At 72.9% G+C, this 19,331-nt stretch carries 19 protein-coding genes; 11 read left to right on the top strand and 8 right to left on the bottom strand.

What is annotated here, in order from left to right; translation table 11 throughout:
* Positions 1-111: 111 nt before the first annotated feature.
* Genes OG542_RS33930 through OG542_RS33910 form a run of 5 tightly spaced genes read left to right on the top strand, consistent with a single transcriptional unit; the run spans position 112 to position 4,521 of the window.
* Positions 112-1,413 carry an MFS transporter gene (locus OG542_RS33930; RefSeq protein WP_328415828.1) on the top strand — a complete coding sequence of 434 codons (1,302 nt, stop codon included), beginning with the start codon at positions 112-114 and terminating at the stop codon, positions 1,411-1,413.
* Positions 1,410-2,267 (top strand): putative hydro-lyase, encoded by an 858-nt coding sequence (locus OG542_RS33925; protein ID WP_328415826.1) that lies wholly within the window; start codon positions 1,410-1,412, stop codon positions 2,265-2,267. Before OG542_RS33930 ends, OG542_RS33925 begins: the two co-directional genes overlap by 4 nt.
* Positions 2,268-2,282: 15 nt before the next feature.
* Entirely contained in the window at positions 2,283-3,041 is a 759-nt protein-coding gene (locus OG542_RS33920) for a LamB/YcsF family protein (protein WP_328415824.1), read from the top strand.
* Positions 3,038-3,655 carry a 5-oxoprolinase subunit B family protein gene (locus OG542_RS33915; RefSeq protein WP_311124638.1) on the top strand — a complete coding sequence of 206 codons (618 nt, stop codon included), beginning with the start codon at positions 3,038-3,040 and terminating at the stop codon, positions 3,653-3,655. Before OG542_RS33920 ends, OG542_RS33915 begins: the two co-directional genes overlap by 4 nt.
* Complete coding sequence (locus OG542_RS33910; protein WP_328415821.1) at positions 3,652-4,521, top strand: 5-oxoprolinase subunit C family protein; 870 nt, start codon at positions 3,652-3,654, stop codon at positions 4,519-4,521. The genes OG542_RS33915 and OG542_RS33910 overlap by 4 nt, the downstream gene beginning before the upstream one ends.
* Before the next feature lie 11 nt (positions 4,522-4,532).
* Here OG542_RS33910 and OG542_RS33905 read toward each other — a convergent pair whose 3' ends face one another.
* From OG542_RS33905 to OG542_RS33885, 5 genes are all read right to left on the bottom strand, one after another.
* Positions 4,533-5,399, bottom strand: coding sequence for an SGNH/GDSL hydrolase family protein (locus OG542_RS33905; RefSeq protein ID WP_328415820.1), 867 nt, complete (start codon positions 5,397-5,399; stop codon positions 4,533-4,535).
* Complete coding sequence (locus OG542_RS33900) at positions 5,396-6,586, bottom strand: glycosyltransferase (protein ID WP_328415818.1); 1,191 nt, start codon at positions 6,584-6,586, stop codon at positions 5,396-5,398. Before OG542_RS33900 ends, OG542_RS33905 begins: the two co-directional genes overlap by 4 nt.
* Positions 6,583-7,710, bottom strand: coding sequence for a glycosyltransferase family 4 protein (locus OG542_RS33895; RefSeq protein ID WP_311124642.1), 1,128 nt, complete (start codon positions 7,708-7,710; stop codon positions 6,583-6,585). Before OG542_RS33895 ends, OG542_RS33900 begins: the two co-directional genes overlap by 4 nt.
* Positions 7,711-7,897: 187 nt before the next feature.
* A complete protein-coding gene (locus OG542_RS33890; protein WP_328415815.1) occupies positions 7,898-9,316 on the bottom strand; it encodes a HEAT repeat domain-containing protein in 1,419 nt (472 codons plus the stop codon).
* A 300-nt stretch (positions 9,317-9,616) separates the two neighbouring features.
* Positions 9,617-10,009, bottom strand: a complete 393-nt coding sequence (locus tag OG542_RS33885) for an ankyrin repeat domain-containing protein (RefSeq protein ID WP_184597089.1) — start codon at positions 10,007-10,009, stop codon at positions 9,617-9,619.
* A 298-nt stretch (positions 10,010-10,307) separates the two neighbouring features.
* Here OG542_RS33885 and OG542_RS33880 point away from each other — a divergent pair, with 298 nt between their 5' ends.
* Both OG542_RS33880 and OG542_RS33875 read left to right on the top strand, forming a co-directional pair.
* The gene (locus OG542_RS33880) at positions 10,308-10,502 is read left to right on the top strand and encodes a hypothetical protein (RefSeq protein WP_030843336.1); all 195 of its coding nucleotides are present in this window, start codon (positions 10,308-10,310) and stop codon (positions 10,500-10,502) included.
* A 52-nt stretch (positions 10,503-10,554) separates the two neighbouring features.
* Positions 10,555-12,243 (top strand): hypothetical protein, encoded by a 1,689-nt coding sequence (locus tag OG542_RS33875; protein WP_328415813.1) that lies wholly within the window; start codon positions 10,555-10,557, stop codon positions 12,241-12,243.
* Between the two features lie 54 nt (positions 12,244-12,297).
* Here OG542_RS33875 and OG542_RS33870 read toward each other — a convergent pair whose 3' ends face one another.
* On the bottom strand, positions 12,298-13,797 hold the full coding sequence (locus OG542_RS33870) for an SCO1417 family PLP biosynthesis transcription factor (protein ID WP_311124645.1): 1,500 nt from the start codon (positions 13,795-13,797) through the stop codon (positions 12,298-12,300).
* 100 nt (positions 13,798-13,897) lie between these two features.
* Here OG542_RS33870 and yczE point away from each other — a divergent pair, with 100 nt between their 5' ends.
* The 4 genes from yczE (at position 13,898) to OG542_RS33850 (ending at position 17,366) form a co-directional block, all read left to right on the top strand.
* Positions 13,898-14,551 (top strand): membrane protein YczE, encoded by a 654-nt coding sequence (yczE, locus tag OG542_RS33865; protein WP_328415810.1) that lies wholly within the window; start codon positions 13,898-13,900, stop codon positions 14,549-14,551.
* Entirely contained in the window at positions 14,548-15,315 is a 768-nt protein-coding gene (locus OG542_RS33860; protein ID WP_328415808.1) for a glycerophosphodiester phosphodiesterase, read from the top strand. Before yczE ends, OG542_RS33860 begins: the two co-directional genes overlap by 4 nt.
* 48 nt (positions 15,316-15,363) lie before the next feature.
* A complete protein-coding gene (locus OG542_RS33855) occupies positions 15,364-16,710 on the top strand; it encodes an MFS transporter (protein WP_328415806.1) in 1,347 nt (448 codons plus the stop codon).
* 278 nt (positions 16,711-16,988) lie between these two features.
* Positions 16,989-17,366, top strand: coding sequence for an RNA polymerase-binding protein RbpA (locus OG542_RS33850; RefSeq protein WP_184597099.1), 378 nt, complete (start codon positions 16,989-16,991; stop codon positions 17,364-17,366).
* 124 nt (positions 17,367-17,490) lie between these two features.
* Here the strand turns inward: OG542_RS33850 and fxsA are convergent, their stop codons facing one another.
* Positions 17,491-18,066, bottom strand: coding sequence for an FxsA family membrane protein (gene fxsA / locus OG542_RS33845; RefSeq protein ID WP_328415804.1), 576 nt, complete (start codon positions 18,064-18,066; stop codon positions 17,491-17,493).
* 78 nt (positions 18,067-18,144) lie between these two features.
* A complete protein-coding gene (locus OG542_RS33840; protein WP_261678691.1) occupies positions 18,145-18,948 on the bottom strand; it encodes a polyprenol monophosphomannose synthase in 804 nt (267 codons plus the stop codon).
* Positions 18,949-19,331: the final 383 nt, after the last annotated feature.

Here is a 19,331-nt window from a genome sequence, read left to right as displayed (position 1 = left end):
ACAATCCCCTACGGTGCTACGCACGGCGTCGCCTCCCCACACGGCGCCGACCGCTTCCGCACGGCACGGCTCACTCCGAAGCACCCCCCGTCCTCCCTCTGCGAGGTGCCCATGAGCACGACCCCTCCACCGCAGGCCCTGACCGACGACACACGCCCCGACGCGGCCGGACGCACCGCCGACGACGGGGCGCTCGGCTGGCTGCGCGCTCTCGGCCCGCGTGGCCGCCGCGCGTTCGCCGGCGCCTTCGGCGGCTATGCCCTCGACTCGTACGACTACTTCACGTTGCCGCTGAGCATGGTCGCGCTGTCCGCCTACTTCGGCCTGAACAGCGGCCAGACCGGTCTCTTCACGACGGTCACGCTGGTGGTCTCCGCGATCGGCGGCGCCCTCGCGGGCGTCCTCGCGGACCGCATCGGCCGGGTGAAGGCGCTGATGATCACGGTGATCACGTACGCGGTCTTCACCGTCGCCTGCGGCTTCGCGCCCAACTACGAGACTCTGCTGGTCTTCCGCGCCCTCCAGGGCCTCGGTTTCGGCGGCGAGTGGGCGGTCGGCGCGATCCTCGTCGCCGAGTACGCGAGCGCCAAGCACCGGGGCCGCACGCTCGGCGCGATCCAGAGCTCCTGGGCCGTGGGCTGGGGCCTCGCCGTGATCGCCTACACGCTGGTCTTCTCGGTGGCCGGCGACGACCTGGCCTGGCGCATCATGTTCTGGACCGGGGCGCTGCCCGCGCTGCTCGTCATCTGGCTGCGGCGCAGTGTGCACGACGCTCCCGAGGCCGCCGCCGCTCGTGAGCGGAGCGCGGACAAGGGTTCCTTCACAGCGATCTTCAAGCCCGGACTGCTGCGTACGACGATCTTCGCGGGGCTGCTCTCGACCGGTGTCCAGGGCGGCTACTACACGCTGGCCACCTGGGTCCCGACGTATCTGAAGTCCGAGCGCGAGCTGTCGGTCGTCGGCACCGGCGGCTATCTGACGTTCCTGATATCGGGCGCCTTCATCGGTTACCTCACCGGCGGCTACCTCACCGACAAGCTGGGCCGGAAGCGCAACATCTGGCTCTTCGCCCTGCTGTCGGCGATCTGCATCCTGGCGTACGCGAACATTCCGAGCGGCGCCAACACCCTGCTCCTGGTGCTCGGTTTCCCGCTCGGGTTCTGCATGTCGGCGATCTTCAGCGGATTCGGCTCCTACCTGAGCGAGCTGTACCCCACGGCGGTACGCGGCACGGGGCAGGGCTTCACGTACAACACCGGGCGCGCCGTGGGCGCCGTGTTCCCCACGATGGTCGGTTTCCTGGCCGACAGCTGGGGCGTCGGCGGTGCGCTGGTCTTCGGGGCGATCGGCTACGGTCTGGCGGCGCTCGCGCTGCTCGGGCTGCCGGAGACGCGCGGGAAGGAGCTCACGTGAACCGCACCGACACCGACACCGACGCACGCACACGCACCCGTACCGAGGACCGCCCCGTCGTCCTCGTCGACGAGCACGCGCACGCGTGGAGCCCGGAAACGGCCCGCGCCCGCTTCCGGGAGGGCCTGACGGGCCCCACGGCCGGGGTCGCGGCGGGCCACACCCAGGTCAACCTGATCTCGGTGCCCGCCGACTGGGCCTACGACATGCTGCTGTTCTGCCAGCGCAACCCCAAGCCCTGCCCGGTCCTCGACGTCACGGACGCCGGATCCTGGACCACCGTGCTCGCCGACGGCGCGGACCTGCGCACCGACCTGCCGCGCTACCGGGTGTGGCGGGACGGCGAACTGGTGGACGAGCCGACGGATGTGCGCGCCTACTGGCGGGACGACCTGGTGTCGTTCCTGATCGGATGCAGCTTCACCTTCGAGTGGGCGCTGAGCGAGGCGGGCGTCCCGATCCGCCACGTCGAGCAGGGCCGCAACGTCCCGATGTACGTGACGAGTCGGCAGTGCCGTCCGGCGGGGCGGCTGCACGGACCGCTGGTGGTGTCCATGCGGCCGGTGCCGCCCCCGCACCTGGCCGCGGCGATCCGCGAGAGCAGTCTCCTGCCGGCGGTGCACGGCAGCCCCGTGCACTGCGGCGATCCGTCGGGGCTCGGCATCGAGGACCTCGGCCGTCCCGACTTCGGCGACCCGGTGGACAACGAACCGGACGACATCCCGGTGTTCTGGGCCTGCGGAGTGACCCCGCAGGCGGCCGTTATGGCCTCGCGTCCGCCGTTCGCCCTCACGCACGCCCCGGGGCAGATGTTCCTCACCGACGCCCGCGACGAGCAGTACCGCGTGGCCTGACAGGAGATGCGACACGTGACCTCGATCGACCTGAACGCCGACCTCGGCGAGGGCTTCGGCCGCTGGCGGCTCACCGACGACGAACGGCTGCTGTCCGTGGTCACCAGCGCCAATGTGGCGTGCGGCTTCCACGCCGGGGACGCGGCCACCATGCGCCGGGTGTGCGAGCTGGCGGCCGAGCGCGGGGTACGGATCGGCGCCCAGGTGTCCTACCGGGACCTGGCCGGGTTCGGGCGGCGCGCGATGGACGTGCCGTCCGCCGAGCTGGCGGCCGAAGTGGCCTACCAGATCGGCGCCCTGGAGGTCTTCGCCCGCGCCGCGGGCTCCCGCGTGGCCTACGTCAAACCGCACGGCGCGCTCTACAACCGGGTCGTGCACGACGAGGAGCAGGCCGCCGCGGTCGTCGACGGGGTACTCCTCGCGGATGCCGCGCTGCCCGTGCTGGGCCTGCCCGGCTCGCGTCTGCTCGACCTGGCGGGCGAGGCCGGACTGCCGGTCGTGACGGAGGCGTTCGCGGACCGGGCGTACACCGACTCGGGCACGCTGGTGCCGCGCACGCTGGACGGCGCCGTGGTCACCGACCCAAAGGCCGTCGTGGAGCGGTCGTTGACCCTGGCCCGCTCCGGCGAAATCTCCTCCCACTCGGGGACACGGATCGAGGTACGCGCGCGTTCCCTGTGCCTGCACGGCGACACGCCCGGCGCGGTTGAACTGGCGCACCGGGTGCGGGAACGGCTGGAGACGTCGGGGATCCGGGTGGAGGCCTTCGCATGAAGGTCCGGCCCGTCGGCGAGGACGCGCTGCTCGTCGAGGTCGCCTCGGGCGACGAGGCCCAGGCCCTGCACGCGGAGCTGCTGCGACGCCGCGCGGAGGGCTCGCTGTCGGCCCGCGAGATCGTCCCCGCGGCCCGCACGGTCCTCCTCGACGGACTCGACGCCCCCGCCCGGCTGGCCGCCGAACTGACCGCCGCCGAACTGCCGCCCGCTCCCCCGCGCGCGCGTGAGGTGGTCGAGATCCCCCTGCGGTACGACGGCCCGGATCTGGCCGATGTCGCAGCGCTCTGGGGCGTGCGGGAGCGGGAGGTCGCCCGCATCCACGCGGAGACGGAGTTCCGGGTCGCCTTCTGCGGCTTCGCCCCCGGCTTCGGCTACCTCACCGGGCTGCCGTCGCGCTACGACGTCCCGCGCCGGCCCACCCCGCGCACGGCCGTCCCCGCCGGGTCGGTGGCGCTGGCGGGCCCGTACACGGGTGTGTACCCGCGCTCGTCGCCGGGCGGCTGGCAGCTGATCGGCACGACGGACACCGTTCTGTGGGACCACGCGCGGGTACCGGCAGCGCTGCTGTCGCCGGGCACGCGCGTGCGGTTCGTCCCGGAGGCGGGGTCATGACGGATCGCGCCCTCGCCGTCGTACGGGCCGGGGCCCTGACCACCGTGCAGGACCTCGGGCGCCCCGGGCATGCCCACCTCGGCGTCCCCCGATCCGGTGCCCTGGACGGGCCCGCCGCGGACCTCGTCAACCGGCTGGTCGGCAATCCGCCCGGGGCGGCCGTGCTGGAGACGACGGTCAACGGTTGTGCCGTGCGCCCCCGTTCGACGGTCACGATCGCGGTGGCGGGCGCGCACTGCCGGGTCACGGTGGGCGGCCGGCCCGTCCCCTGGGGTGCGCCGGTGAGCGTGCCCGCAGGGGCGCTGCTGGACGTCGGTCCGGCCGTGTCTGGCGTTCGCGCGTACGTGGGTCTCTCCGGGGGCATCGCCGTCGAGCCCGTGCTCGGCAGCCGTTCGACGGACCTGCTGTCGGGGCTCGGCCCGGCCCCGCTCACGGACGGCACGGTGCTGCCGCTGGGCCGGCCGACCGGTGTGCACGCGCGCGTGGACGTCGCCCCGCAGCCGGCGCCACCGGCCGAGCTGGTCCTGAGGGTGGCACTCGGCCCACGCGACGACTGGTTCACGCCGGAGGCCGTACGCGCCTTCGTCTCACGCGCCTACCGGGTGTCCGCCGCCGGCAACCGGATCGGGCTGCGCACGGAGGGCCCCGCCCTGGAGCGGGCCCGGCACGGTGAACTCCCCAGTGAGGGCATGGTGCTGGGCGCGGTCCAGGTCCCGCCCGACGGCAGACCGGTGGTGTTCCTGGCCGACCATCCCACCACCGGGGGCTACCCGGTGATCGCGGTGGTCCGAGCCGCCGACCTTCCGGCCGCCGCCCAGGCGGTCCCGGGCACGCCGGTGCGCTTCGTGGCCGTGCGGCGTCGCTGAGGAGTACCGGGTCAGGCGGCGTCCGGCTGCTCCGCCACCGACAGCGCGGCCAGTGCGGCCGACACCGCCGCGGAGGCCCGCAGGTCGAGCCGGGCGCTGGTCCCCCGGGCGCGGTGCCGTAGCTCGTCGGCGGCCAGTGTCAGGAGCTGGGGCAGCAGGTCGGTGCAGCGGCGCGCCACCCAGCCGGTGCCGGCCGTGGCCAGCCACCACAGGCTCGCCGACTTCGTCGGGACGGGAATGTCGGGCTCGGGCGAGGGCGCCGGCCCGGTCGCGAGGCCGTGCTCCGTGAGCAGCGCGTGGAAGCGCAGGGCCAGTTGCCGGTGTCCCCGTTCGCCGGGGTGCAGCCGGTCCGCGCTCCACATGGCACGGTCCGTGGTCCAGTCGCCCTCGCACGCGTGCAGGTGCAGGGCTTCGTACCGTTCGGACAGGGCATGGACGACCGCGTTCACGGCCCGTTGCCGCCGCGCCAGCGGGTGGGCCAGCGCCCCCGGCAGGCCGAGCATGGTGCCCGGGTCGGGCAGGCACGCGGTGAGCAGGACCGCGCCCTGCCCGGTGAAGGCCCCGTACACCCGGTCGAGCCGGGCCGCCACGGCCTGGATGTCGAAGGTGCAGCGCAGGGTGTCGTTGACGCCGACGACGACGGACACGAGCCCGGGCCGCAGCTCCAGCGCGGCGGGCAGCTGCCGCTCCAGCACGTCCCGGGTCTGCGCCCCGCTCACCGCGAGGTTGGTGAACCGGCCCGGCCCCTCGGAGAGCCCGTCGGCGAGCAGCGCGGCCCAGCCGCGCCACCCGTCGCCGACGGGGTCGCCCACGCCCTCGGTCAGCGAGTCGCCGAGGGCCACGAAACGCGGGGCTCCCACGAACCGCGGGGGTCTCATGCCACGCCTCCGGGCACGTACGGGCGCACGGGGACGGCCGCGTCGTGTGCGGCGAGGAAGGCATCGACCGCCGCGTTCCAGCCGAAGCACTCCGCACGCGCGCGTGCGGCCTCGCGCCGGTCCGCCTCCAGGCCTTCGAGCAGGAGGTCCACGGCGTCCGCGAAGGCCTCCCCGTGGTCCGCGGCGACGAGCCCGGCCGGGCCGATCACCTCGGACAGCGCGGACGACGCGCTGGCCACCACGGGAGTGCCGCACGCCATGGCCTCCAGCGCGGCGAGCCCGAACGTCTCGGCGGGCCCTGGTGCCAGGGCGGCATCGGCGGACGCCTGGAGCGCGCCGAGCAGCCCGCGGTCGGAGACATGCCCGAGGAAGGTGACCGGCAAGGCGCTCTCGCGTGCCCGCTGTTCGAGCCGCGCGCGCAGCGGACCGTCGCCCGCCACCACCAGCACCACCCGTCGCCCGCGCCGCCGCAGCTTCTCCAGGGCGTCCAGCGCCGTGCCGGGCCGCTTCTCCACGGACAGCCGCGAGCACATCACCAGCAGCGTCTCGTCCCCGCGCGCGTGCCGCGCCCGTAGTTCCGGATCGCGCAGCGCCGGGTGCCGCTGCACCAGGTCGACGCCCAGCGGGGCCCGGACGACGTTGCGGGCCCCGATCCGCACGAACTCCCGCTCGGCGAACTCGGTGGTGCACACCACGCGCGCGTACGTGTGGGACGTGCGGACGTTGAGGGCGTCGGCCGCACGCCGGGCGGCCCCCTCGGGTAGGCCCCAGGTGCGCAGCACGCCGTCGGCGGTCTCGTGAGAGACCATCACGGCCGGGACCCGGGCGCGCCGCGCCCACTTGCCGGTCCACCTGAGGGTCGTACGGTCGGACACCTCCAGCCGGTCCGGCGCGAGCTCCTCCAGGAGCCGGGCCACCCGCTTCTTGTCGGCGAGGACGCGGTAGCCGCCGGTGCCGGGCAGCAGCGGCCCGGGGAGGGTGATCACCCGCCCCTGCTCGGTCTCGCGGTCGCTCATCCGCTCGCCGGGGACGACCAGGACGGGCTCGTGCCCCGCCGCCTTGAAGCCCTTGCCGAGTTCGCGCAGAGCGGTGCGCAGACCGCCGGAGGCTGGTGCGACGAAGTTGGCGAGCCGGACGATCCGCAGTGACTGGCGGCTGGCGTGGTTGCCCGAACGCGAGTCGCTCATGCCGCCACCACCGTCCTGCGCCCGGCGAGCACGTTCGTGTAGTGCCCGATCAGCTGGTCGCCGACGGCCGCCCAGGTGCGGCCCTCCACCGTGGCGCGCCCGGCGGCACCGAAGGCGGCCCGCAGCCCGGGATCGGCGGCCAGGGACCGCACCGCGTCCCGTACTGCGGTCGCGTCGCGCGGCGGCACCAGCAGCCCGGTGTGCCCGTGCGCGACCAGGTCCAGCGGCCCGCCCGCGGCGGGCGCCACGACCGGCAGACCGCTGGCCATGGCCTCCTGCACGGTCTGGCAGAAGGTCTCGAAGGGTCCCGTGTGCGCGAAGACGTCGAGCGAGGCGAAGATCCGGGCGAGATCGTCACCGGTACGGCGGCCGAGGAAGACCGCGCCGGGCAGCGCCTGCTCCAGGCCGGGCCGGCTGGGGCCGTCGCCGACGATGACGACCCGGACGCCCTCCAGGCCGCAGGCACCGGCGAGGAGTTCGACCTGCTTCTCGGGGGCGAGCCGGCCCACGTAGCCGACGATCAGCTCGCCGTCGGGGGCCAGCTCGCGGCGCAGGGCCTCGTCGCGGCGGTCCGGCCGGAAGCGTTCGGTGTCCACCCCGCGCGGCCACAGCTCGACCCGGGGCACTCCGTGCGTCTCCAGGTCGTTGAGGGCAGCGCTGGACGGGGCAAGGGTGAGGTCGGCGGCGCCGTGGACGGAGCGGATGCGCCGCCAGGCGGCGGCCTCTCCGGCACCCATGTACGTACGGGCGTATCCGGCCAGGTCGGTCTGGTAGACGGCGACGGCGGGGACGCCGAGGCGGGCGGCGGCGGCCATGCCGCGCACGCCGAGGACGAACGGGCTGGCGAGGTGGACGACATCGGCACGGTGCTCGATGAGGGTGGCGGCCAGGCGGCGGCTGGGGAGGGCGACGCGGACCTGGGGGTAGCCGGGGAGCGGGAGGGAGGGGACGTGGACGACGCGGCACGGCGCGGAGGCGTCGGGCTTGTTCCCGGGCGCCGGGGCCGGGGCCACGACGACGGGGGTGTGACCGCGATCGACGAGGTGCCGGGCGGTCTGGAGCGCGCAGTGGGCCACGCCGTTCACGTCGGGGGGAAAGGATTCGGTCACGATGACGACACGCATACCGGTGTTCTCGCCGGGCCGAACGTGGCCGCGTCAACGTGGATCTTTCCGGACGAGGAACGTCCTATGAGCGTTCTGAGGTGCACCCGCGCAGGTCAGGCCGCGTCCATGCGCTCCTGACCCGCGAGTCACCCCTCGTTCACCCGGGCGGCCTGATTCCGCCCCGGCGTCCTGCCGCGGAGGGGGGTCACACAGCGGTCTCCTCGGGACCGATCCGGCTGCGTACGGCTGTCTGGACCTCGGCCTCCTCGGCCGGGTCGGCGGCGAGCCGGCGCAGTCGCTCCACGACCCGGGTGTCGCCGGTCTCGGCGTGCCGGGCGGCGATCTCGCGGGTGGTCTCCTCGCAGTCCCACAGGCATTCGACGGCGAAGCCGGTGGCGAAGGAGGGGTCGGTGGCGGCGAGGGCCCGGGCGGCCCGGCCGCGCAGATGGGAGGAGGCGGTCTCACGGTAGACGTGACGGAGCACGGGTGCGGCGCAGGCGATGCCGAGCCGTCCGGTGCCGTCGACCAGGGTCCACAGGGTCGGCGCGTCGGGGCCTTCGCCGCGCACCGCCTCCCGTAGTGCCGCGAGGACCAGATCCCGGTCCTGCACCCCGCCCAGGCAGGCGAGGACGCGTCCGGCGGCGGCACCCAGCTCGTCGGGCCGGTGCGCCCAGCCGCGGGCCCGGTCCACGGCGGCGAGACTGCGCATGCGTTCGAAGGCGTCGACGGCGGCCTCCACGACGACCGTCGAGCCGGTGGCCACGGCACCCTCGATCAGGTCGAGGGCGTCGGGATCGTTGCCGTCGGCGAGGTAGCGCAGGGCGGTGCACCGGGCTCCGTCGCCGCCGTCCTTCGCGGCCTGGACGATCTCGGCCCGGTCCTCGGGCCCCGCCACCGCGGTGAGGCAGCGGGCAGCCGGGACATGGAGTGCGGCGCCCCGGTCGAGGCCATGCTGGGCCCATTCGAAGACGGCCTGCACGCTCCATCCCGGGCGCGGGCCCGTCGGCCGCATCTGCCGCTGCCAGCGGTCGAAGCTGCCGGCCTCGTGGGCGGCACGCACGCGTGTGGCGATGGATTCGCGCGGATCCTCGGCCCACAGCCGCCACGGACGGGGTTCGAAGGCATCGCGGACGGTGGCGGCCAGCTCGGCCTCGCCCTCCGGATCGGCCGGGAACCGGGCGAGGACGGGCGCGGCGAGGGCACGCAGGCCCGCGTCGTCGTCCCTGAGGGCGAGTTCGTCGAGGGCCCAGGCCCAGTTCGAGCCGTGGGCGGCGTACCTGCGCAGCAGTGCGAGCGCGTCCCGCCTGCCGTAGGAGGCGAGGTGCCCGAGGACGGCGAGGGCGAGCCCGGTGCGTGACTCCTCGGTGTCGAGGACGTCCTCGGCGTCGAAGAGATGGCCCTCGATCGCGTCCAGCTCGCCGTTCAGGTCGAGGTAGAGGCGGGCGTAGTAGAGGGAGCGGTTCTCCACCTGCCAGTCGTGGCGGGGATCGCGCAGCACACAGTGGTTCAACGCCGCGAGCGCCTCGGGGCGCGGGGCGGTGAGCGCGTGCAGCGTGCCGTCGCCGCGGCCCCGCTGGAGCAGGCCGAGCAGCGTACCGCTGGGCGCTATGACCGGATCGAACATGGGAAACAGCCTCACATCAAGCGTCGACGCAACCGGGGACGTGTACTACCTGGCCGCGCGACAACACGTCGGAGTGTCCGCCGTTTCCTGCTTGCTGTAGACCATCTTCCTCTGCCTCTCGTCGGTGGCCCCTGCGGACCGCGTCACGGCCCGCGCGGTGCGGCAACACCTGCCCAACCATCACGTCCGTGAACCACGTCGTCATGATGACTCGGCTCTTCCGTCTGCCGCGACCGAAATTTCGGCGGCCCTGTACCGCCTCCCCCGTTTTCTGTGTCGTTCCAGGTCAGACTGGTCGGCTCAGCGCTCGCCGAACAGTTCGAGCAATTCGGTCCTGCCGAACATCCGGGCCGTGTCGACGGCCGAGGGGGTGCCGGCGGACGGGTCGGCGCCGCCCTCCAGGAGGGCTTTGATCACGTCCGTCTCGCCCTTGAAGGCCGCTCCCGCGAGCGGGGTCTGGCCTCGGTCGTTCACCCGGTCGGCCTCGGCGCCACGGGCGAGGAGCGCGCGCACCGCGTCGGAATGGCCGTGATAGGCGGCGAGCATCACGAGCGAGTCGCCGCGGTCATTGGTGAGGTTGGCCGGAACACCCGCGTCGACATACGCCACGAGCGCCTCGGTCCGTCCCCGCCGGGCCAGATCGAAGATCTTGGTCGCCAGCTCCACGACCTCGGGGTCGGGGACTTCGGTCATCGGCCGGACCGCCTCTCCACTACTCATCACGTCGGGTGCGCACGTCTGCGAGTAGTGCAGCCGTACGAGTGAATCGCCAGGGTACTGGCTCGCGCGGCACATGACCCGATGTGCCCGAGGTAAAGATCACTACAGACCCGGGTGAGCACAACACCCCAGCTCGACCGGTTCCGGGACCACTCCGCAGCCCGAGGGAAAGCGCCCCATTTCCACCCAGTTGCACCTTTTATCGTATGGATACATCCTGTGAGCCTGGAAGTACTCATGGTGACTGTCCCCGCGAACCAGGAGAACCCAAATGATTCTCTCCATCTCAGGCGTGGTCCTGCTCGGCATCGTCGTCTTCATCTTCTTCCGCAAGGACGGCCTCAAGGCGTCGCACGCCGTGGTCGCGATGCTCTTCGGCTTCTACCTGGCCAGTACGGCCATCGCCCCGAGCATCAAGGCAGGCGGCGAGAGCCTGGCGAGCCTCCTCGGCGGAATCAAGTTCTGACGGCCCCGCACCCCGTACACATCCCGCCCGTAGGCACTCTCTGGAGGCAGCAGTGGCCCGGCGCCCCCTCCCCCGCATTCTGAGCAACGGCAGCGCGCAGCTCGTCCGGAGCCGGGAGCTGGCCCGGACGGCCGCCGACAGCGCCACCGACGTCCTCCACCCGCTGATCACGATCACACGCGGTCTGCGCCGGCTGGCAGCGGCCGGACGGCGCAGATGGAGCGAGACCCCCAAGGACAAACGGGGAGCGCTGCTGTTCCTGGTGGCCTCCGTCATCCTGGTCGTGGCGCTGATGCCGTACGGACCGCTGCTCGCCGCCATCACCCTGATGGCGGCGGCCGCATGGCAGGGCCGGGAACGCGCCGCTTCGGCATCCGACGGGCCCGACGAGTCGCAGGCCCAGCGCCTGCAGTCGCTGTACGAGGCGCTCGTGCCGTACTTCTCCACCGCCGAGGACCCCGAGCCGCTGTACTCCCACGGCGGCACCTGGGAGAAGGCCTTCCCCACCTACGCCTTCGACGGCACCGGCCGGATCTCGCACCTGGTGATCCACTACCCGGCGTACTTCGCCGACGGCGAGGCCGAGGCCCGTGCCCGGATCGAGGGCCTGCTGGCGGCCAAGTCGGGCCGGGGGCGCGAATACCACTTCTCGTGGGAAGAGGAGGGCAACCAGTTGACGGTCAGCGTGCTCACGCCGCTCGCCGTCGACATCGCCGCCCAGCGCTTCGTCACCGCTCCGGGCGAGACGGTCCTCGGCTTCACCGACCCCAGCCGGGTCCAGCGCACCCTCCCCCTGTCCTACGGCGAGCAGCAGCGGGACGTGCCCCCGGTCGTCTGGCGCACGGGCCTGCGCTCCACCGAGCCGCATCTGCTCGCCCTCGGCCAGCCGGGCACCGGCACCTCGACCCTGCTGCGGTCCATCGCCCTGCAGGTCCTCCAGCACGGCGACGTGGTGATCATCGACGGCGGAGGCACCGGCGAGTACGCCTGCCTGACCGGCCGGGACGGGGTGCTGGCCGTGGAATGCGGCCTCCCCGGGGTGCTGGCGAGCCTGGAGTGGGCCGCGGCCGAGACCGAGCGCCGGCTGATCGCCGCCAACCGTGCCCACCAGGCGGGCCACCCGCCACCGGACGACACCAAGCGTCCCCTGTGGATCCTCCTGGACCGCCCGACGGCGTTCACCCACCTGGCCGCCGCCCAGGACCGCAAGGACCCGCAGTCCCTCCTCCAGGTCCCGCTCCGGCACGGCCGCCCGGCGAACGTGACGGTGGTCGTGGCCGAGCAGCTGGACACCGTGGAGGCCCTCGGCGAACCGGTACGCCAGCACACCCGCGCGCGCGTGGTCCTCGGGCCGGCGACGGCCGCGCAGCTCGAGTCCGTCCTGGGCGCACCCCCGCACACCACCCCCGTCGAGGAGGTCCCGCCCGGCCGCGGCTACGCCCGCCTCGGCATGGGCCCGGTCCACCGCCTCCAGGTCCCGGCCACGCCGAACCCCTACGACGACGCCACGTCCGACGCCCACCGCCAAGCGGTCCTGGGCCTTCTCCCGCCGCGCACGACACCGGCGGACGGGGAGACGGTCCCCGAGCCGGAGGGGACGGAAGCGGAGCCGCTCACGACGGACCCGAAGCCGGACCCCGTGCCGGATCCGGTACCGGTCCTGACGAAGCCGAAGGACTCGATTCCCAATCCGGTACCCGTACTGACGAAGCCGACGAAGTCGAAAGCGAAGGCAACCTAGCCACGCCAGGCGCCCCGGCCACACCGACGCGGAGCACTACGCCACACCGGAGCGCTACGCCACGAACGTCCGCGGCGCCTCTCCGGCCCCCGCACCGCCCTCCTCCACGATCCGCGCCGCCGCGGCCAGCCGCACAGCCGCCTCCTCGGCCACCGCACCCCCCACGGTGAACGGCAGCCGCACATACCCCTCGAACGCCCCGTCCACGCCGAACCGCGGTCCTGACGGCACCCGCACCCCCACCCGCTCCCCCGCCTCGGCCAGCCGCGACCCCGAGAGCCCTCCGGTCCGCACCCACAGCGTCAAACCGCCCCGGGGCACCTCGAACTCCCACTCGGGCAGCTCCCGCCGCACCGCTGCCACGAGTTCGTCGCGGTTCTCCCGCGCCTGCTCCCGCCGCACCTCCACGGCCTGTTCCCAGCCCCCCGTCCCGAACAGCCAGTTGACGGCCAGCTGCTCCAGGACGGGCGTGCCGAGGTCGGCGTAGGCCCGCGCGGCGACCAGACTGCGGATCACGTCCGGAGCGGCCCGCACCCATCCGATGCGCATCCCGGCCCAGAACGCCTTGCTCGCCGACCCCACCGTGATCACCGTGGACCCGGCCGGGTCGAAGGCACACACCGGCCGCGGCATCCGCACATCCGGGTCGAGCCACAGCTCGCTCATCGTCTCGTCGGCGATCAGCACGGTCCCCGCGGAGCGCGCCGCGTCCACCAGCCGCCGCCGCTGGTCCTCGTCGGCGAGCGCACCGGTCGGGTTGTGGAAGTCGGCGACGACATACGCGATCCGGGGCGCGGCGTCCCGCAGGACCTGCCGCCAGCGGTCCATGTCCCAGCCGGTGAGCCCCTCGGCCATCGCGACGGGCACGAGCCGGGCCCCGGCCTCCCGCATGAGCTGGAGGATGTTGGCGTACGAGGGCGACTCGACGGCGATGCGCTCACCCCGCCCGGCGAACAGATGGCAGATCGCGTCGATCGCGCCCATCGCCCCGGTCGTCACCATGATCTGCTCGGGCATGGTCGGGATCCCGCGCGCCGTGTACCGCTCGGCGATCATCGCCCGCAGCGCCGGCAGCCCGGCGGGATAGTCGCCGTGCGTGTGCGCGTACGGGGGCAGTTCCTCCAGGGCGCCCCGCACGGCCCGGGTCAGCCACGGCTCGGGGGCCGGCAGCGCCGCACAGCCCAGGTCGATCATCGAGCCGAGCGTCTCGGGCGGCAGCGGTTCCAGGCCGCGCGCGGGCAGCGGGTTCCCGGCCGGTACGGCGGTCCAGCTGCCCGCGCCGCGCCGGGACTCCAGGAAGCCCTCGCTGCGCAGCGCCTCGTACGCGGCGGCGACCGTCGTACGGCTGACGGTCAGGGAAAGGGCGAGTTCCCGCTCGGCGGGCAGCCTGGCGGCCACCGGGACCCGTCCTTCGAGCACCAGCAGGCGGATGCCGTCGGCGAGCGCGCGGTAGGCGGGCGGCCGGCGCGTGCCGGGCCCTGCCGGCCGCTCCTGCTGGGAGTTGAGCAGCCGGGCCAGTTGCGCCGCACCCACGGCCGAAGTCCACTGTGCCATCGGAATCAGTCCACCTTCCCCGGATTGGCCATGGATGGCCTCTCCACCCAAGCCACAGGGTGTCATGCATCAGTCCACTGACACCACAGGGGGGCACATCATGTCCACGCGGCGCCATCTCACCCGGCGGCTGACCCAGCTCTACGCCGGTCTCGCGCTGTACGGCGCGAGTTCGGCGCTGCTCGTCCGGTCAGGGCTCGGCCTGGAGCCGTGGAACGTGCTGCACCAGGGCCTCGCCGAGCGGACCGGACTGTCGATCGGCGTGGTGCTGACCCTCCTGGGCGCGGCGGTGCTGCTCGCCTGGATCCCGCTGCGCCAGCGGCCGGGCCTGGGCACGATCTCCAACGTGCTGGTCATCGGCATGGCGATGGACGCCGCGCTGGCCCTGGTGCCCGACGCGCACGGCCCGGTGGCGCGCGTGACGCTGATGGTGACGGGGATCGTCCTGAACGGCGCGGCGACCGGCCTGTACATCGCGGCCCGCTTCGGCCCGGGTCCGCGCGACGGCCTCATGACGGGCCTGCACCAGCGCACGGGGGTCTCGATCCGCCTGGTGCGCACGGCCATCGAGTTCGCGGTCGTGGCGACCGGCTTCGCCCTGGGCGGCACCGTCGGCGTCGGCACTCTCCTGTACGCGGTCTCGATCGGCCCCCTCGCCCAGCTGTTCCTGCGCGTGTTCGCCGTCCCCCCGGCATCCGGCGGCAGTACGGTCGTTGCCACCGGTCAACCCCGAGGAGCGATACTGCGTCCGTGACCCCGCGGATACGCCATCCCTATCTCGACCATCCCGGCCCGATCGCCTTCGCCCACCGGGGCGGGGCCGCGGACGGTCTGGAGAACACCGTGCGGCAGTTCCGGTGTGCCGTCGAGGCGGGCTACCGGTACATCGAGACCGACATCCACACCACCCGGGACGGCGAACTCGTCGCCTTCCACGACGCGACCCTGGACCGGGTGACGGACGGGGCGGGCCTGATCGCCGACCTGCCGTGGCAGGAGGTGCGGCACGCGCGCGTGGCGGGCGAGGAACCGGTGCCCCTCTTCGAGGAACTCCTGGAGACCTTCCCCGACGTGCGCTGGAACGTCGACGTCAAGGCGGAGGCCGCCCTGCTGCCCTTCCTGGACCTGATCGGGCGGACGAACTCCTGGGACCGGATCTGCCTCGGCTCGTTCTCCGAGGCGCGCGTGGTGCGCGCCCAGCGGCTGGCCGGCCCGCGCCTGGCCACCTCGTACGGCACCCGGGGCGTGCTCAATCTGCGGCTGCGTTCCTGGGGGCTGCCCGCCGCGGTGCGCCGCTCGGCGGTCGCCGCCCAGGTCCCCGAGATCCAGTCCGGTATCCAGGTCGTGGACGGCCGCTTCCTCCACGCCGCCCACGCGCGCGGACTCCAGGTACATGTGTGGACCGTCAACGACCCGGAGAGCATGCACCGGCTTCTGGACCTGGGTGTGGATGGCATCATGACCGATCACATCGACACGTTGCGCAAGGTCATGGAGGACCGCGGCGTCTGGGTCTGACACCCCGCCCCGCCGCCTCTGCGCGTTCACGGGGAAGCGAGGGCACGGGTGGGCACCGGCACCGTGCGGACACCGCAGGACGACGGGGCGGCGGATCTCGGACGCGAGCAGCGCGGCTGGTACGTCTACGACTGGGCGTGCTCCGTCTACTCGACGAGCGTGCTCACCGTCTTCCTGGGCCCCTATCTGACATCGGTCGCCGAATCGGCCGCCGACGCCGGCGGGTACGTCCACCCCCTCGGGATCCCGGTGCGCGCCGGGTCCTTCTTCGCGTACTCGGTGTCCCTTTCGGTGATCGTGGCCGTGCTGGTGATGCCCCTGGCGGGCGCCGCCGCCGACCGCACCGGCCGCAAGAAGCCCCTGCTCGCGGCCGCCGCCTACACGGGGGCCACGGCCACGACGGCCATGTTCTTCCTGGACGGCGACCGCTATCTGCTCGGCGGGGCGCTCCTGGTCGTCGCGAACGCGGCGCAGTCCGTGGCGATGATGCTCTACAACTCCTACCTGCCGCAGATCGCCCCGCCCGAGCAACGGGACGCGGTCTCCTCCCGCGGCTGGGCCTTCGGCTACGCGGCGGGATCGCTGGTCCTCGTCATCAACCTCGTCCTCTATACCGGGCACGAGAGCTTCGGCATCTCCGAGAGCACGGCGGTCCGCATCTGCCTGGCGTCGGCCGGCCTGTGGTGGGGCGCGTTCGCCCTCATTCCGCTCCGGCGGCTGCGCGACCGCAGGTCCACCGCGCACGTGGCGACCCTCCCCGGCTTCCGGCAGCTCGCGGCGACCGTCCGCGACATGCGCCGCCACCCGCTGACCCTGGCTTTCCTGCTCGCGTACCTCGTCTACAACGACGGCATCCAGACGGTGATCTCCCAGGCCTCGGTCTACGGCTCCGAGGAACTGGGCCTCGGGCAGTCCACGCTGATCGGCGCCATCCTGCTGGTGCAGGTGCTGGCGGTGGCGGGCGCGCTGACGATGGGCAGGCTGGCCCGGACGTACGGGGCCAAGCGCACGATCCTCGGCTCACTCGTCGCGTGGACGATGACGCTGGCGGCCGGCTACTTCCTGCCGGCCGGGGCGCCGGTGTGGTTCTTCGTCCTGGCCGCCGGGATCGGCCTGGTCCTCGGCGGCAGCCAGGCGCTGTCCCGCTCCCTGTTCTCCCATCTCGTCCCGCCCGGGAAGGAGGCCGAATACTTCTCCGCGTACGAGATGAGCGACCGCGGCATGAGCTGGCTCGGGCCGCTGCTGTTCGGGCTCACCTACCAGCTGACCGGGAGCTACCGGGACGCGATCATCTCGCTGGTGGGGTTCTTCGTCATCGGATTCGTCCTGCTCGCCCGGGTACCCGTGGGGCGTGCGATCCGTGAAGCGGGGAATCCGGTTCCTGACAGGATTTAGCACTCGGCGCGAAAGGGCTGTAGTGTACGCGTTTGGCCTGCCAGGCGTACCGTTACTGCGCGTCAAAGATGCCGAAACGCTGGGTTACATCTGCTAGCAGATGTGACAAACCGGACGCTGGTGGGTACTGCAAGGGTTAACAAGGCTGCGGCTACGACGGCGACGCATGACCCGGAACGGGACTCGGAACGGGAATCTTTACCGCCGACCGGACGTTGACCGGATGACGACGACAGCGACACCTGTCCTGTGGGCGACAAGCCCGGGAGGCACGATTCATGAGTGAGCGAGCTCTTCGCGGCACGCGCCTCGTGGTGACCAGCTACGAGACGGACCGCGGCATCGACTTGGCTCCGCGCCAGGCCGTGGAGTACGCATGCGAGAAGGGGCACCGGTTCGAGATGCCCTTCTCGGTCGAGGCGGAGATCCCGCCGGAGTGGGAGTGCAAGGTCTGCGGGGCCCAGGCACTCCTCGTGGACGGCGATGTCCCGGAAGAAAAGAAGGGCAAGCCCGCGCGTACGCATTGGGACATGCTGATGGAGCGGCGCACCCGTGAGGAACTCGAAGAGGTCCTCGAGGAGCGCCTGGCGGTTCTGCGCTCCGGTGCGATGAACATCGCGATTCATCCCCGGGACAGCAGCCGCAAGTCGGCCTGAACCCCTGCGGGCCCGGCCGAACAGCGCGTCAGAACCGCGGGCGCCGTACTTCACGTACGGCGCCCGCGGTTTTTGTCGTGCCTCGTGTGTCTCTTGTGCCTCGTGTGCCTGGCTGCCGGGACGCTCAGTGCGTCAGCGGCGGGCGCGGCTCCTTCGGGGCGTCGCCCGGCTCGTCCCTGATGACCTCGCCCTGGACGACCTTGCCGTCGGGGCGGTGCATACGGGCTTGCTGGAACGCCCCGCCCAGGGTGCCCGGGTCGGCCTCGCGGAGCTTGCGCTCGAAGGTGCGCTCCGCGGAGCGGCTCACGGCCTTCTGGACCGGCGGCAGCAGCAGGAGCAGGCCCACCGCGTCCGACACCAGGCCGGGGATCATCAGCAGCAGACCGCCCAGCATCATCAGGCCGTTGCCCTCGCTGTTCGGCCGGGCCGCCTCCGGCATCGCACCGCTCTGCCGCTGTTGCAGCGCTTCGGAGAGGTTGCGGAAGGCGCGCCGGCCGGCCCGCTTGATCACGACCGAGCCGAGGACGAGGCCCGCGAGCAGGACGAGGAAGACCACCAGCCCGCTGGACGCCCCCGCGACCACCGTGAGCAGCCAGATCTCCAGCACGAGCCACGCGGCGAGCCCCAACGGCAGGAACGTACGCAGCCGGGAGCGCCGGGGCCGGGCAGGGGTGCTGGGGGTCTGAGCGCCAGTCGTCATGACTCCAGTGTGCCTGGACCCGGCTCAGTCCGGGATAAGGGCAGATCAGCCGCTCCTGTCAGCGACCTCAGAGGTCCGCTAGGGCTTGGCCGGCTTGCCGCCGCGCCCCGTGACCTTGCCGACCCGCTCCCCCACGCCCCACGCCGTGACCCGCCACAGCGCCTCGACGAGGATGTCGCGGCTCATCTTGGAGTCGCCGTGCTCGCGCTCGACGAAGGTGATCGGCACCTCGACGACGTGGTAGCCGGCCTTGACCGAGCGACGCGCGAGGTCGACCTGGAAGCAGTAGCCCTGCGAGGCGACCTCCTCGAGGCCGAGGCCCTCCAGGGTCTCGCGGCGGAAGGCCCGGTAGCCGCCGGTGATGTCGCGCAGCGGCAGGTCGAGCGCGAGCCGGGAGTAGAGGCTGCCGCCCCGGGAGATCACCTCACGGGACTTCGGCCAGTTCACCACCCGGCCGCCGGGCACCCAGCGCGAGCCGAGCACCAGGTCGGCGCTCTTGAGGGCGGTGAGCAGACGAGGCAGCTCCTCGGGCTGGTGGGAGCCGTCGGCGTCCATCTCGATCAGCACGCCGTAGTCGCGCTCCAGGCCCCAGCGGAAGCCCGCCAGGTAGGCGGCGCCCAGGCCCTCCTTGCCCTTGCGGTGCAGCACGTGGACGTGGTCGTCCTCCACCGTCAGCTCGTCGGCCAGCTTGCCCGTGCCGTCCGGGCTGTTGTCGTCGGCCACGAGTACGTGCGCCTCGGGGACGGCTTCGCGCACCCGGCCGACGATGCTCTTGATGTTCTCCGCCTCGTTGTAGGTCGGGATGATCACCAAGGCCGTGCCGAGCGGGCCGAACTTCCTCCCCTGGGCTCCTGCCGCGAGGGTTCCGTCGCCGTCGTTCACTGATGCCCCTTCAAGTCCGTACGCAGGGATCCACCATAGTGGGCCCGGCCTGCGGTGACGTGACAGGACGTTCGAAACCGTGGTGTCGAATCCGCAGGGCGCGGGTAAGAATGCGCTTTCGCGGGCGAGCGTACGGCGGATGGGGGCCCGGCGCCCTTCGGGCCGACCTGGGACCCGCTGGCTGCGGGTCGACCGAAAGCCGTTGTCTACTGAGCGTCCGGGCCCCTCCCGGGTCACACCTCCCCGACCGGCCGGAACGTTCCCTCGGCGCTGCGCCGGCCTGAGCCTGGCTCCCAGTGGCGGTGCCCGGTGCGGCACACCGTCCCTGACCCGGCGGCGCTGCGGCGAGTGCGCGGACGTTCCCGGTCGGGCGTCCGGTGGTG

It is taken from the genome of Streptomyces violaceus, from assembly GCF_036014075.1.
Classification (GTDB): domain Bacteria; phylum Actinomycetota; class Actinomycetes; order Streptomycetales; family Streptomycetaceae; genus Streptomyces; species Streptomyces violaceus.
The sequence above is the reverse complement of the archived record's forward strand: the minus strand, read 5'-3'. Positions and strand labels throughout refer to the sequence as shown.